At 74.1% G+C, this 14,220-nt stretch carries 13 protein-coding genes; 7 read left to right on the top strand and 6 right to left on the bottom strand.

Going from position 1 to position 14,220, the window contains the following annotated elements:
- Nucleotides 1–10: 10 nt before the first annotated feature.
- Complete coding sequence (locus CHR28_RS12835) at nucleotides 11–928, bottom strand: SDR family NAD(P)-dependent oxidoreductase (RefSeq protein ID WP_094053710.1); 918 nt, start codon at nucleotides 926–928, stop codon at nucleotides 11–13.
- 205 nt (nucleotides 929–1,133) lie between these two features.
- Here CHR28_RS12835 and CHR28_RS12830 point away from each other — a divergent pair, with 205 nt between their 5' ends.
- From CHR28_RS12830 to CHR28_RS12815, 4 genes are all read left to right on the top strand, one after another.
- Nucleotides 1,134–1,559, top strand: a complete 426-nt coding sequence (locus CHR28_RS12830; RefSeq protein WP_094053799.1) for a MarR family winged helix-turn-helix transcriptional regulator — start codon at nucleotides 1,134–1,136, stop codon at nucleotides 1,557–1,559.
- A gap of 80 nt (nucleotides 1,560–1,639) precedes the next feature.
- A complete protein-coding gene (locus tag CHR28_RS12825) occupies nucleotides 1,640–2,986 on the top strand; it encodes an MFS transporter (protein WP_094053709.1) in 1,347 nt (448 codons plus the stop codon).
- Nucleotides 2,983–4,356, top strand: coding sequence for an alpha/beta hydrolase family protein (locus CHR28_RS12820; protein WP_094053708.1), 1,374 nt, complete (start codon nucleotides 2,983–2,985; stop codon nucleotides 4,354–4,356). The genes CHR28_RS12825 and CHR28_RS12820 overlap by 4 nt, the downstream gene beginning before the upstream one ends.
- On the top strand, nucleotides 4,353–5,096 hold the full coding sequence (locus tag CHR28_RS12815) for an IclR family transcriptional regulator (RefSeq protein WP_094053707.1): 744 nt from the start codon (nucleotides 4,353–4,355) through the stop codon (nucleotides 5,094–5,096). Before CHR28_RS12820 ends, CHR28_RS12815 begins: the two co-directional genes overlap by 4 nt.
- On the opposite strand, the gene CHR28_RS12810 is transcribed toward CHR28_RS12815, so the two are convergent.
- The 4 genes from CHR28_RS12810 to CHR28_RS12795 all read right to left on the bottom strand — a co-directional run bounded on the left by CHR28_RS12810 (nucleotide 5,070) and on the right by CHR28_RS12795 (nucleotide 9,099).
- Nucleotides 5,070–5,945, bottom strand: a complete 876-nt coding sequence (locus CHR28_RS12810; protein ID WP_094053706.1) for an oxygenase MpaB family protein — start codon at nucleotides 5,943–5,945, stop codon at nucleotides 5,070–5,072. The genes CHR28_RS12815 and CHR28_RS12810 overlap by 27 nt on opposite strands.
- A 64-nt stretch (nucleotides 5,946–6,009) precedes the next feature.
- Nucleotides 6,010–6,933: an SDR family oxidoreductase gene (locus tag CHR28_RS12805; RefSeq protein WP_094053705.1), complete on the bottom strand. Its 924-nt coding sequence runs from the start codon at nucleotides 6,931–6,933 to the stop codon at nucleotides 6,010–6,012.
- A 38-nt stretch (nucleotides 6,934–6,971) separates the two neighbouring features.
- Nucleotides 6,972–8,591, bottom strand: a complete 1,620-nt coding sequence (locus CHR28_RS12800; protein ID WP_094053704.1) for a phytoene desaturase family protein — start codon at nucleotides 8,589–8,591, stop codon at nucleotides 6,972–6,974.
- Nucleotides 8,584–9,099 (bottom strand): SRPBCC family protein, encoded by a 516-nt coding sequence (locus CHR28_RS12795; protein ID WP_094053703.1) that lies wholly within the window; start codon nucleotides 9,097–9,099, stop codon nucleotides 8,584–8,586. Before CHR28_RS12795 ends, CHR28_RS12800 begins: the two co-directional genes overlap by 8 nt.
- A gap of 136 nt (nucleotides 9,100–9,235) precedes the next feature.
- Here CHR28_RS12795 and CHR28_RS37475 point away from each other — a divergent pair, with 136 nt between their 5' ends.
- Nucleotides 9,236–9,493, top strand: a complete 258-nt coding sequence (locus CHR28_RS37475) for a hypothetical protein (protein ID WP_143655833.1) — start codon at nucleotides 9,236–9,238, stop codon at nucleotides 9,491–9,493.
- Between the two features lie 144 nt (nucleotides 9,494–9,637).
- Nucleotides 9,638–11,035 (top strand): glycoside hydrolase family 16 protein, encoded by a 1,398-nt coding sequence (locus tag CHR28_RS12790; protein WP_094053702.1) that lies wholly within the window; start codon nucleotides 9,638–9,640, stop codon nucleotides 11,033–11,035.
- Between the two features lie 72 nt (nucleotides 11,036–11,107).
- Here the strand turns inward: CHR28_RS12790 and CHR28_RS12785 are convergent, their stop codons facing one another.
- A complete protein-coding gene (locus CHR28_RS12785; protein WP_094053701.1) occupies nucleotides 11,108–11,995 on the bottom strand; it encodes a helix-turn-helix domain-containing protein in 888 nt (295 codons plus the stop codon).
- A gap of 136 nt (nucleotides 11,996–12,131) precedes the next feature.
- On the opposite strand from CHR28_RS12785, the gene tkt reads away from it, so the two are divergent.
- On the top strand, nucleotides 12,132–14,207 hold the full coding sequence (gene tkt, locus CHR28_RS12780; RefSeq protein ID WP_094053700.1) for a transketolase: 2,076 nt from the start codon (nucleotides 12,132–12,134) through the stop codon (nucleotides 14,205–14,207).
- The last annotated feature ends 13 nt before the right edge of the window (nucleotides 14,208–14,220 follow it).

Raw genomic sequence — 14,220 nt, 5'->3', positions numbered from 1 at the left:
GAGGGGGCCATCACGCCTCCGGGAGCCGGGGCGCCGGGATGCCGACCGACTGGAGCTCGGCGCCGACCGAGGTGGGCCAGGCGTCCGCGAGGGCGTCGGGGGTCCAGCCGCCGTCGGCGTAGGCCGCCCTGATCTCCTGCGGATGCGACCAGAGGGCCACCTTGTCGCCGCCGATGCCGATGCACTGGCCGGTCACGCCGCGCGCGGCCCCGGAGGCGAGGAAGGGCACCAGGGCCGCGCAGTCCTCGGGGGTGCCGAAGCCCTCGCCCCGGCGCAGGAAGCCGGGCAGCGGCTCGCCGTTCCTCATCGCCTCGACGTACGGGGCGAAGGCGGGGATGGTCTCGGTCATCGCGGTCGCCGCGACCGGCACGATCGCGTTGACGGTGATGCCCGCCCGGCCCAGCTCCATCGACCAGGTGCGGGCCATGGCGGCGATGCCGGCCTTGGCGGCGGCGTAGTTGGTCTGGCCGAAGTTGCCGCGCTGGCCGGCCGGGGAGCCGACCAGGATCAGCGAGCCGCCCTCGCCCTGCTCGCGCATCCGGACGGCGGCGGCCCGGGCGCAGGTGAAGGTGCCCCTGAGGTGGGTGGTGAGCACCGCGTCGAAGTCCTCGTCGGACATCTTCCACAGCACCTTGTCGCGCAGGATGCCGGCGTTGGTGACCAGGACGTCCAGCCGGCCGAACTCCTCGACGGCACGGTTCACCAGCCGCTCGGCGGCCTGCGAGGTGCCGACCGGGACGACCTCGGCGACGGCCGTGCCGCCCGCCTCCTCGATGGACTTCACGGCCGCCGCGGCCACGGCCTCGTCGATGTCGTTGACGACGACGGACGCGCCGTGGGCGGCCAGGGCGTGGGCGTAGGCGAGGCCGAGGCCCCGGCCGCTGCCGGTGACGACGGCGGCCTGGCCGGAGAGATCGATGCTGGGCACGGGGGGTCCCTTCACACGGGGGTTCGGGGCGGGTGCACGGATCGGTGTGCGGGGTCGAAGCTAAGAGCAATAATTGTTGACGTCAATAGTTGTTGTGTTCCACGGCTGCGGGATGCTGGAATCTGCCGCACGCACCGAGCACAGGGAGCCCGCCATCACACGCCAGAACGCCACCCCGAAGCCCATCGACGCGGACGAGCCCTGGATGCGGGGGCTGCACGCCGACACGGGCTACCTGCTGTACCGCCTGGGCCTGCGCTCCGGGCAGTTGTTCAACGCCTGCCTGCAGGAGTCGGGCCTGCGCCTGCGCCACTACGCGGTGCTGCGCTACCTCGCCACCACCGACGGCGCCCCGCAGCGCGAGTTGAGCACGCGGCTCGGCTACGACCCGAGCGCGATCGTCGGCCTGGTCGACGACCTGGAGAAGCTGGGCTTCGCCGAGCGCCGCCCCTCCCCCGACGACCGCCGCAGCCGGATCGTCGTCCTGACCGAGAGGGGCAGCGGCTTCCTCCGCGACACCGACGAGGCCGGTCTGCGGGTGACCGGCGAACTGCTGGGCCCGCTGGACCCGGCCGAACGGGAGACCCTGCACGCGCTGCTGCTGCGCATCGCCGAGGACGGCCTCAACTGATGTTGTGCAAATGATTGACGGCTGCACGAGAGATGCATAACTTCACGGACCAACCGCGCCCCGTCCCCAGGGAGCCCACCGTGCAGTCATCCCCGTCAGCGGCCCAGCCAGCCCCCGATCAACGGCAGTTGCGCCGCGTCGCCGTCTCCGGCCTGCTCGGCACCACCGTCGAGTTCTACGACTTCCTCGTCTACGGCACGGTCGCCGCGCTCGTCTTCGGCGACCTGTTCTTCCCCCGGGCCGACCCGGCGGTCGGCACGATCGCGGCCTTCGGCACCTTCGCCGCCGGCTATCTCGCCCGCCCGCTCGGCGGCATCGTCTTCGGGCACTTCGGCGACCGGCTCGGCCGCAAGTCGATGATGCTGCTGACCATGGTGCTGATGGGCGCGGGCAGCTTCCTGATCGGCCTGCTGCCGACCTACGACGCGATCGGCGTCTGGGCGCCGGTGCTGCTGGTCGCCCTGCGCGTGGTGCAGGGCCTGGCGATCGGCGGCGAGTGGGGCGGCGCCATGCTGATGGTCGTCGAGCACGCCGAGCACGCGCGGGGCTCCCGGCGCGGGCTGTGGTCCAGCTTCACGCAGCTCGGCGCCCCGCTCGGGTCCGTGCTGTCGGCCGGTGTCGTCACCCTCGTCGCGGCCCTGCCGGACGAGGAGTTCCGTTCCTGGGGCTGGCGCGTGCCGTTCCTGCTGAGCATCGTGCTGCTGGCCGTCGGGCTGTTCGTCCGGCTCAGGGTCGCCGAGAGCCCGCTGTTCGCGCGGGTGCGCAAGCAGCCGGTGGACCGGCCGCCGATCCTGGAGGTGCTGCGCCGCCCGAAGCCCGTGCTGCTGGCCGCCTGTGTCGGCATCGGCGCCTTCACCGCCCAGTCCCTGCTGACCAGCTTCATGATCTCCTACGCCGTCGACCAGGGGTACACCCGCCCGCAGGTGCTGACCGCGGTGACCGTCGCGTCCTGCGTGGCCCTCGCCGTGCTGCCCGCCGCGTCCGCGCTGTCGGACCGGGTCGGCCGCAGGCCCGTCGTCCTCGTCGGCGCCGTCGCCTCCGCCGCGCTCGCCTTCCCCGTGCTGGCGCTGGTCGACTCCGGCTCGCCGGGACTGCTGATCCTCGCGCTCGCCCTCGGCCACGGCGTCGCCCAGTCGACGATGTACGGGCCGCTCGGCGCCCTGCTCACCGAGATGTTCGGCACCCGCGTCCGCTACACCGGCGCCTCGCTCGGCTACCAGGGCGCGACCCTGATCGGCGCCGGGTTCTCCCCGCTGATCGCCGGCAGCCTCGTCGCCTCAGCGGGCGGCGGCAGCACGCCCGTGTCCCTGCTGCTGTGCGCGGGCGCCGCGATCACCGCGGTCACCGTGTGGCGGCTGCGCGAGACGCACACGGACGCCCTGGACTCCCCCGCCACCGCCCCCGCCCTGGAAGGTACGCCCCGTTGAGGATCCGCCTCGCCCTGCTGACCGCCTGCCTGTCCCTGGCCGCGACCGCCCTGCCCGCGCGGGCCGCCGCCCCCGCCGACACCCGCCTGGAGGGCAGGCTGCCCTCCGGCGCCGCGTACGTGATGGACGTACCGGCGTCCTGGAACGGCACGGTGCTGCTCTACAGCCACGGCTACACCCCGGCCGGCGCCCCCAACCCGGCCCAGAACACACCGAGTCCGGCCGCCCGCGACACCCTGCTCGCCGAGGGCTACGCGCTGATCGGCTCCTCCTACGCGACGACCGGCTGGGCCGTCACCGAGGCCGTGCCCGACCAGCTGGCCACGCTGGAGCTGTTCACCGAGAGGTTCGGAGCGGCCCGGCGCACCCTCGCCTGGGGCACCTCCTACGGCGGCCTCGTCACCACCGTGCTCGCCGAGCGGCACGCCGGCCGGTTCGACGGATCGGTGTCGATGTGCGGTCTGGTGCAGGGCGGCGTGGCCAACTGGAACAGCACCCTGGACCCGGTGTTCGCGCTGCGCACCCTGCTCGCGCCCGGCTCCGGCATCCGGCTCGCGGGGTTCGCGGACCAGGCGGAGGCGGTCGCCGCGGCCAAGTCCCTCACCTCGAAGGTGGAGGCCGCCCAGGGCACCGCGGACGGCCGGGCCCGTATCGCCCTCGCCGCCGCCCTGCACGGCATCCCCGGCCACAACGACCCGTCCCAGCCCGAGCCCGGCCCCACCGACTGGCAGGCGCAGCAGGCCAATCAGTACACCGCCGTGCGGGGCCTGCTGCAGCTGCCCGCGTTCAGCTGGCGGCAGGAGGCCGAGGCCCGGGCGGGCGGCAACCCGTCCTGGAACACCGGAGTCGACTACTCCGCCCTGCTGGCGCGGTCCCCGCTGTACAAAGAGGTGAGCGAGCTCTACAAGGAGGCGGGACTGTCCTTGCGCAGCGACCTGTCGGCCCTGGACCGGGCCCCCCGGATCTCCGCCGATCCGCCGGCCGTGCGGTGGATGCGGCACACCAGCGTGCTGTCGGGCCGGCTCACCGACCCGCAGCTGAACATCCACACGACCGGAGACGCGCTGATCCCGGTGCAGGCCGAGAGCGCCCACCGGCGGGCGGCGGGCGCGGCGGCCTCCGCGTCCCTGCTCCGGCAGGCGTACGTCGACGGCCCGGGCCACTGCACGTTCACCGCGGGCGAGACGCTGGCCGCCCTGCGCACCCTGGAGCACCGTCTGGACACCGGCCGCTGGGACGCCTCGCCCCGCGCCCTCAACTCCCGTGCCCGGCAGGCGGATCCGGCGACGACGCCGCGCTACGTTCCCTTCCGCCCGTCCGCCTACCCCCGTCCCCACGACCTCGCCCACCCGTCCGACGCCCGGCCATGACCGCCCCGACCGCGTCCGGCCGGCTGCTGTCCGTGCTCGCGGCCTTCGACCACGAGCATCCGGCCCTGTGCCTGACGGACATCAGCCGGCGGGCCGGGCTGAGCCTGACCACCACGCACCGGCTGGTCGGGGCGCTCACCGAGTGGGGCGCCCTGGAGCGGGACGACTCCGGCGTCTACCACGTGGGGCTGCGGCTGTGGGAGCTCGCCGCGCTGGCCCCGCGCGGACTCGCCCTGCGGCAGATCGCCCTGCCGTACCTGGAGGACCTGTACGAGGCCACGCACGAGAACGTGCAACTGGCCGTGCGGGACGGCCGGGACGTCGTCTACACCGAGTGGCTCTCGGGGCGGTCCGCGGTCGGGGTGCACATCCGCGTCGGCGCCCGCTGGCCCCTGCACGCCACCGGCGTGGGACTGGCCCTGCTGGCCCACGGCGGTGCGGAACTCCAGGACGCGTACTGCGCCGGGGACCTCGCCTCCTTCACCCCGTACACGATCACCGACCCGGCGCGGCTGCGGCGGGTGCTGGCCGAGGTGCGGCGGTCGGGTGTCGCGGTGAGCGACCGTCAGGTCACCGAGGACGCCCTGTCGGTGGCCGCACCGGTGCGCGGAGCGGACGGTACGGTCACCGCCGCCGTGTCCGTGGTCGTGCCGTACGCGGACGCCCAGGTCCCGGTGCTGGTCCCGGCGGTGCGGCTGGCGGCGCGGGGGATCTCACGCGCGCTGGGGTGGCAGCCCTGACGCCTCCCGGCCGGGGGCCATCGCCCAGCGGATGGTCCGGGTCAGGGCCTGCCCGGTGGGGCGGACGGCGAGGGACTCGACGACCGGCACCCGCGGCAGCCACAGCATGCCGCGCGCCCAGGGCGGCAGCAGCGTGACGGCGTTGGCGGCCAGGCCGCCGTAGAACGGCCGCGCCGCCAGGGGCAGCGGCGGCTGGAAGAGCAGGAAGCGGGCGGCGGCCCGCGCCTCGGGCGTGGCCCGCAGTTCGGGCCGGTACGCGGCCAGCCGCTCGGCCAGCTCGCGGCGGTCGCGCGGCGGGTCCTCGGCGCCCAGGGCCGCGGCGACGCGGGCGGTGTCCGCGACGTAGGCGTCGTAGCCGGCGGCGTCCAGCGGCCGGGCACCGTAGCGTTCGTGGGCGCGCAGGAAGCTGTCCGTCTCGGCGGCGTGCACCCAGGCGAGCAGGTGCGGGTCGGCCGCGTGGTACGGCTCGCCCTCGGGGGTCGTGCCGCGGATCCGTTCGTGGATGCCGCGCACGTGGTCGACGGCCCGCCGGGCGTCCTCGGCGGTGCCGTAGGTGGTGACGGCCAGGAAGGTGCTGGTGCGCTGCAGGCGGCCCCACGGGTCGCCGCGGTAGCCGGAGTGCCCGGCGACCGCCGCCATCGCCAGGGGGTGCAGGGACTGCAGCAGCAGCGCGGTCAGCCCGCCGATGAACATCGAGGCGTCGCCGTGCACTGCGCGGATCGGCCGGTCGGGCCCGAACCAGCGCGGCCCGGGCGTGTGGTGGATGCGGGCACGTGTCTCGGGCCCGCCGGGTCCCGCGACGCGTCGGAACAGGGCCCGGCCCAATTGTTCTCGGACTCCGGTCAGCACGGGCGGCCTCCCTTCCCCTGCCGACCAGTGTCCGCCATGCGCCCGCGGTCGCGGGCCGCCGGGGTCAGATCCGGTGCCTGGCCGCCGCACTGTCGGCCCGGCCGCCCGCCCCCAGCGGCCCGGTGCGGCGGAGGGGCCCCTCGTCCTCCAGGCGGGGCAGGGCCCGGCGGGTCACGCGCAGCACCACGGGCGGCAGGGCCGAGCGGACCGGCTGGGCCAGCCGCAGCCAGGCGGGCGCGTACACCGCGGTGCGGCGGCGCTCCAGGCATCTGACCAGGCGGGCGGCGACCTCGTCCACGGGGTGCACGCGGCGGGCCGGCGGGGGCATGTGGGCGCGCAGTTCCCGCAGCACGGCGTAGCGGTCGGCGTCGCGGATCATCTCGGTGTCGGTCCAGTTGATGTAGGCGATGCCGACGCCCACGCCCCGGTGCGCCACCTCGGCGCGCAGGGCGTGCGCGAAGGCCTCGACGCCCGCCTTGGAGGCGCAGTAGGCGCTCATCAGCGGGGCGGCGCCGAGGGACGCCAGGGAGGCGACCTGGAGGAAGTAGCCCGCGGTGTCGAAAAGGTCCGGCAGGAACGTCCGGGCGGTGTGGGCGCTGCCGGTGAGGTTGACGTCGATCACCCGCCGCCAGACGTCCGGGTCGGTGTCCAGGAAGGCGCCGCCCTCGGCGATCCCGGCGTTCGCCACCACCGCCGAGGGCCGGCCCAGCCCCTCGCGCACGGTCCGGGCCGCCGCCCGTAGGGCCGGGAGGTCGGTGATGTCGGCCTCCACGGCCAGCGCCGGGCCCGGCAGGGACGCGGCGACCGCCTCCAGTGAGGCCTTCTCGTGCCCGAGGAGCGCCACACGGGCGCCGCGCCGGGCGGTCTCGCGGGCCAGCGCGGCGCCCACGCCGCGGGCGGCTCCGGTGATGACGACCGTGCGGCCGGCGAGCGGACTGCCGCGGCCGGCGAGCGGACCCCTGCGTGCGGCGAGCGGACTGCTGCCCATGGGACGCCCTTCCTTCCCGGCCGTGGAGGCCGCGGGGTTCAGCGCCTGGTGCCGGTGCGGTCGCGCCGTGCCAGGAGCCGCTGCGCTCCGGCGAGGCCGGGCGGCAGGTTGCGGCGCAGTGCGGCCCGGGCGGCGTTGGACCCGGGCGCGCCGTGCACCCCGCCGCCCGGGTGGGCGCCCGAGGAGGCGAGGAACAGGCCGGGCACCGGGGTCTCCGGGCGGCCGGTGCCGGGCAGGGGGCGGAAGACGAGCTGCTGGTGCATCGCGGTCGTCCCGCCGTTGATGGCGCCGCCCGCCAGGTTGCCGTCCATGGCCTCCAGTGTCGGGGGCGCCAGGACGCGGCGGACCCGGATCAGGTCGCGGAAGCCCGGCGCGAAGCGTTCCACCTGGCGCTCGACCCGGTCGGCGAAGAGCTCCTGGTCCTTGGCCGACCAGTCGCCGGTGATGCCCTCGTCGCCCGCGTCGGACCGGATGTCGTGCGGGATGTGGGTGTAGGCCCAGGCCGACTCGGTGCCCTGCGGGGAGCGCGTGGCGTCCGAGGTGGTCATCTGGCCGAAGATCGTGAACGGGCGGTCGGGGACCTGCCGCATGGCGATCTGGGCGGCGAAGCGGGTGAGTTCGTCCATGCCGTCGGACAGGTGCACGGTCCCGGCCCGGGAGGCCTGCTCGGCCTGCCAGGGCACCCGGCCGTCCAGCGCCCAGTCGACCTTGAAGGTGGCGAAGTCCCACTGGAAGCGCCGCAGGTCCTCCAGGAGCTGCGCGGGCAGGTGCTCGGGTTCGACGAGCTCGCCGTACAGGGCGGGCACCGAGACGTCCGCGAGCACCGCCCGGCGGGCGCGCACCGCGTCACCTGCCGCCGTGCGCACCCCCACGGCCCGGCCGCCGCGGACCACGACCCGGGTGACGCGCTGCCCGCAGCGCACCCGTCCGCCCCGGCTCTCCAGGCGGCGCACCAGGGCCGAGGTGAGGGCCCCGGAACCGCCCGCCGGGACCGGGAAGCCGTACGTCTGCCCCAGCATGGCCATGAGCCAGCCGAAGCCGCCGCTGCCCGACGACTCGGGTGCGAGGTCGGCGTGCAGGGCGTTGCCGGCCAGCAGCAGCCGGCCGCCCTGGCCGCGGAACTCCTCCTCGCCCAGGCGGCGCACCGGCAGCACCAGGGAGCGGGCCATGCGCAGGCCGCCCGCCGCGCGCAGCTTCAGCGCCAGCCGGGCCGTCGCCCGCACCGGCGGGAACGGTGTGAACAGGGCGTCCAGGAGGTCGGGGCGCAGGCCTTCCCACACCTCGTGCAGCCGCCGCCAGGCGTCGCCGTCGGCCGGGTCGAAGGCGTCGAGGGACGCGGCGGTGGCGTCGAGGTCGCGGTCCAGGACCGCGCAGCTGCCGTCGGTGAGGGGGTGGGCCAGCACACTGGGCGCGTGGCTCCAGCGCAGCCCGTGGTCCTGCAGACGCAGCCCGGCCAGGACGGGCGAGGCGGCCGCCAGGGGGTAGAAGGAGCTGAACAGGTCGTTGACGAAGGCGGGGTCGACGCCCTGGTCGTGGCGCACCGCACCGCCGGGTTCGGGCTGTTCCTCCAGCACTTCTACGCTCCACCCGGCGTCCGCCAGGAGGTTCGCGGCCACCAGGCCGTTGGGTCCCGCGCCGATCACCACGGCGTCAGGCATGGCGGGCCCCGTCCGCGTCGGATCCCACGGTGACCTGGCCCAGGGCGCGGCGGCCGCCCGCCGCGTCCCCCGCTCCGGCCTCGCCCTCGCACAGGCGGGCCAGCCGGGCCAGCATGGCGCGGTGGCGCAGCTGGATCAGCGCCTCGAAGCCGGCGTTGTGCAACCGGCCGCCGGCCCCGCGGAGGGGATGCTCGTCGACGATCACCAGGCAGTGCTCGCCCCAGGGCCGCAGCTCGATGGCGATGCGCGCGGTGCCGAGCGCACCGGCGTGGGCCTCCAGCTCCAGCCGGCTGCCCTCCTCGCAGTGGCGGACGGTCGTCTCGTTGTCCAGGCGCACCGGGCCGAGCCGGACCTGGTAGCGGATGGCGGCGTCCTTGTGCGGCCAGTGCCCGCGCACCGGGTGGGACTCGGAGGTGCCCACCACCCACTCCCCGTAGCGGTTGCCGTCGGCGAGGACGTCCCACACCGCGCTCGGCGGGACTCGGATCAGGTGATGGCGTACGGCCACGGATGCCTCCTGCTGCCTCGAGCGGGTCGTGCGTCCCGAGTGCCCCCGCCGGGCTCGTTTCAACAACGCGGAGGGCAACCGTCGCGGCCGGTCGGGAGTCGAACCCTGTCGAGGTGCTCAACGGGGGGAGACCGGGATGGCACAGTCGGACAGGGCACGGCGGTGGGCTCGGTGGCTGGCGGCGCACCGGTGGTGGCAGCGCGGGCTGCGGTGGTCGCTGATGGCTCTCGTCGGGGTGTCCCTCGGGGTCGTCGCGGCCGAGTCCGGGTTTCCCGAGTGGACGCTGGGGATCGTCGTCGTTCTGCTGCTGGCCATGGACGACGGCATGGCCTGGTACGTGAAGCGCTGGTCCGCCGAACCGGACCGGCCGGGCGGCGAGCCGTCCTCCGGCTGACGCCCGGCCCGGCTCGTTCACCCTCTGCAACCACCGTGCGCCCTGGCACTTTTCTCGGCTTCATCCCTTGACGGCCGGGGTGCGGTGGAGCACATTGGCGGCACTTTGAGAGCGCTCTCAACACCTTCCCCGAGAGGCCCCCACATGAGCGAAACCTCAAGCACCTCCCGCAGACCCCGCCCGTTCCGGCGGGCGTTCGTCGCCGTCGTCAGCACGCTCGGCCTCGCGGCGGCGGCCGCCGCGGTCGCCACCCCGTCGGCCAACGCCTCGGCCCCGCCGCCCCCCTCCGGCTGGACACAGGTCTTCCTGGACGACTTCGACGGCCCCGCCGGCAGCGGCGTCAACACCTCGAACTGGCAGTACGCCACCGGCAAGGGCTACCCGGGCGGCCCCGCCAACTGGGGCACCGGCGAGATCGAGACCATGACGAACAGCAGGGACAACGTCTCCCTCGACGGCAACGGCAACCTGCGCATCACGCCCCGCCGGGACGCCGCCGGCAACTGGACCTCCGGCCGCGTCGAGACCAACCGCACCGACTTCCAGCCCCCGGCCGGCGGCAAGCTGAGGGTCGAGTCGCGCATCCAGGTGCCGAACGTCACCGGTGCCGCCGCCAAGGGCTACTGGCCGGCGTTCTGGATGCTGGGCGCGCCCTACCGCGGCAACTACTGGAACTGGCCGGCGGTCGGCGAGCTGGACATCATGGAGAACACCCAGGGCATGAACACGGTGTTCGCGACGATGCACTGCGGCACCTCCCCGGGCGGTCCCTGCAACGAGACCAGCGGCATCGGCGGTTCGACCACCTGTCAGGGCACCTCCTGCCAGGCCGGCTTCCACACCTACCGGATGGAGTGGGACCGCTCGACCGGCGTCGAGGAGATCCGCTTCTACCTCGACGGCGTCAACTTCCACACCGTGCGCGCCAGCCAGGTCGACGCGACGACCTGGCGCAACGCCACCGACCACGGCTTCTTCATCATCCTCAACGTGGCGATGGGCGGCGGCTTCCCGGACGCGTTCGGCGGCGGCCCGGACGCGGGCACCCAGCCCGGCCACGCGATGGTCGTCGACTACGTGCAGGTGCTGTCCTCGGGAGGCGGCGGCACCACGCCCCCGCCCACCGGCAACCGTGACGCCTACGGCACCATCCAGGCCGAGTCGTTCGACGGCCAGTCCGGCGCCATGACCGAGACGACCACCGACTCGGGCGGCGGCCAGAACGTCGGCGCGCTGGCCAACGGCGACTGGCTGCAGTTCAAGGGCGTGAACTTCGGCTCCACGGCGGCCCGCCAGTTCAGCGCCCGGGTCGCGAGCGGCGCGGCGAACGGCGTCAGCGGGCTGGTCGAGGTGCGGCTGGACAGCCGGAGCAACGCGCCCGTCGGCAGCTTCGCGGTGGGCAACACCGGCGGCTGGCAGTCGTGGCGGACGATCCCCGCCAACATCAGCTCGGTGACGGGCACGCACGACGTCTATCTGACCTTCACCAGCGGGCAGCCGGCGGACTTCGTGAACGTCAACTGGTTCACTTTCGGGCACTGACCCGGACCGGGCCGAAGAGGGGCTCCACGCACGCGTGGAGCCCCTCTTCGCTGCCCGCACACTTCTCTGTCCTCAGCGCAGCTCCGCTCGGAAGGCCGCGGGGGTCTGGTCCGTGTGCTGGTGGAAGAACTTGGAGAAGTTCGCCGCGTCCGGGAAGCCGATCGCCGCGCCCACCCGGCCGATCGGCAGGTCGGTGTGGGCCAGCAGGCGTTTGGCCTCCAGGACCACGCGCTTGTCGATGAAGGACTTGGGGGTCTCGCCGGTGGCGGCCCGGACCGCGCGGACCAGGGTGCGGCGGGAGTATCCGAGCGCGTCGGCGTAGGCGCTGACGCTGTGGTTGGTGGCGAAGTCCCGCTCCACGGCGTCCCGGAAGAGGGTGAAGGTGGAGTCGCTGCGCTGCCGTCGCGCCTCGGCCGAACTGGCCGCCAGGTGCGCGAGGCGCAGCAGGAACGCCGTCAGGGTGTGGCGCAGGACGGCGGTGTGCAGGCTGAGCGGCAGCGTGGCCGTGTCCTCGTACTCGCGCCGCAACTGGCCGAGGGCGTCCCGCAGTCCGGCGAGCCGGGCGGGGTCGGGGTGCAGCAGCGGCGGCAGGTCGTAGCGGTAGAGGCCGGTGGCCTCCACGGTCGAGCGGGGCAGGAAGCCCGGTTGCATGGTGAGCACCGTTCCGCGGTACTCGCTCGTCCGCGAGAAGCGGTGGACCTGCCCCGGGCGGATCCACAGCAGGTCCCCGGCGCCGGCCTCGTACTCGGTGAAGTCGACCATGTGCCGGACCGGGCCCGCGCCGAACAGCATCACGACGTGGAAGTCGATGCGGTGCACGCGCTCCAGCGGCGCGTCGGCGTGCCAGGTGCGGCCGGTGCCCATCGGGCCGACCTGCATGCCGACTCCGCCGACGCTCAGCTCGACCGGGAAGGGGAACGTTCTGATCCCGTCGCCGCCTTGGTTGCTTCTGTCCGCCATGTCCGCCTCGCGCCCCCTGCCGGTGTCCCACTTTCACCACAGGCTGGCACACGGTGACCTTCCGGAGAAAAAGTCAGACTTTTAACTTTGAACGCGTCAGACCAGCCCCTTCGCTCCTATCGAGGACTTCTTGAAGATGAGCACGCAGACAGCGGACAGCTTCGAATGGACCGATCTCGACCGGCGTGCCGTCGACACCGCCCGCATTCTGGCGGCCGATGCCGTCCAGCGGGTCGGCAACGGGCACCCCGGCACCGCGATGAGCCTGGCGCCGGCCGCCTACACGCTCTTTCAGAAGGTGATGCGGCACGACCCCGCCGACCCGGAGTGGACGGGCCGTGACCGTTTCGTCCTCTCCCCCGGCCACACCTCCCTGACCCTGTACACGCAGCTGTACCTCGCGGGCTACGAGCTGGAGCTGGACGACCTGAAGGCGTTCCGTACGCACGGTTCGAAGACGCCCGGGCACCCCGAGTACGGTCACACCGCCGGCGTGGAGACCACCACCGGACCGCTGGGCCAGGGCGTGGCCAACGCGGTCGGCATGGCGATGGCCGCCCGCTACGAGCGCGGCCTGTTCGACCCGGAGACCCCCGAGGGCGAGTCGCCCTTCGACCACACGATCTGGGCGATCGTCTCCGACGGCGACCTCCAGGAGGGCGTCTCCGCCGAGGCCTCCTCCCTCGCCGGCCACCAGAAGCTCGGCAACCTGGTCTTCCTCTACGACGACAACCACATCTCCATCGAGGGCGACACCGCGACCGCGTTCTCGGAGGACGTGCTGAAGCGGTACGAGGCCTACGGCTGGCACGTGCAGCGGATCGCCCCGCGCGAGGACGGCGACATCGACGCGCGCGCCCTGTACGCGGCGCTGCGGGCGGCGCGGGCCGAGACCGGGCGCCCGTCGATCATCGCGATGCGCACGATCATCGCCTGGCCCGCCCCGAACGCGCGGAACACCGAGGCCTCCCACGGCTCGGCGCTCGGCGATGAGGAGGTCGCCGCCACCAAGCGCCTCCTCGGCTTCGACCCGGAGCGGAGCTTCGAGGTCGCCGACGAGGTGCTGGCCCACACCCGCAAGGCCCTGGACCGGGGCGCCGAGGCGCACGCCGCCTGGGACAAGCGGATCGCCGCCTGGCGCGGCGAGCACCCGGAGCGGGCCGCGACCTTCGACCGTGTCAGCAAGGGCGAACTGCCCGAGGGCTGGGAGGACGCCCTGCCGGTGTTCGAGCCGGGCAAGGCCGTCGCCACCCGTGCCGCCTCCGGCAAGGTGCTCCAGGCGCTCGGCGCGGTCCTGCCCGAGCTGTGGGGCGGCTCCGCCGACCTGGCCGGTTCGAACAACACCACCATCGACAAGACGTCGTCCTTCCTGCCGGAGGGCAACCCGCTGCCCGAGGCCGACCCGTACGGCCGCACGGTGCACTTCGGCATCCGCGAGTTCTCCATGGCCGCGGAGATGAACGGCATCGCCCTGCACGGCAACACGCGCGTCTACGGCGGCACCTTCCTGGTGTTCTCCGACTACATGCGCAACGCCGTGCGCATGTCGGCCCTGATGCAGCTGCCGGTGACGTACGTGTGGACGCACGACTCCATCGGCCTCGGCGAGGACGGGCCGACCCACCAGCCGGTGGAGCACCTGGCCGCGCTGCGCGCCATCCCCGGCCTGAACGTCGTACGGCCCGCGGACGCCAACGAGACCGCGGTCGTCTGGGCGGAGATCCTGCGCCGCCACACCACCGACCCGGCCCCGCACGGCCTGGCGCTGACCCGCCAGGGCGTGCCCGTCTACGAGGCGAACCCGGACGCGGCCCGCGGCGGCTACGTCCTCGCGGACTCCTCCACCGAGGTGCCGGAGGTGGTCATCCTCGCCACCGGTTCCGAGGTGCAGCTCGCCGTGGCCGCGCGCGAGGCGCTGGAGGCCGGGGGGACCGGCACGCGGGTGGTGTCCATGCCGTCCGTGGAGTGGTTCGAGCAGCAGCCGCGCGCCTACCGCGACAGCGTGCTGCCGCCGTCCGTGAAGGCCCGCGTCGCGGTCGAGGCCGGAATCGGCCTGACCTGGCACCGGTTCGTGGGGGACGCCGGACGCATCGTCTCCCTGGAGCACTTCGGCGCCTCCGCCGACGCGCAGACCCTGTTCGCCGAGTACGGCTTCACCCCCGAGAACGTCGTCGCGGCCGCCCGGGAATCCCTCACCGCCGCACGCGGTTGATCCGACCGCACGA

This window comes from Streptomyces sp. XY006 (genome assembly GCF_002237655.1).
Classification (GTDB): Bacteria; Actinomycetota; Actinomycetes; order Streptomycetales; family Streptomycetaceae; genus Streptomyces; species Streptomyces levis.
This window is presented reverse-complemented; position numbering and strand designations above follow the sequence as displayed.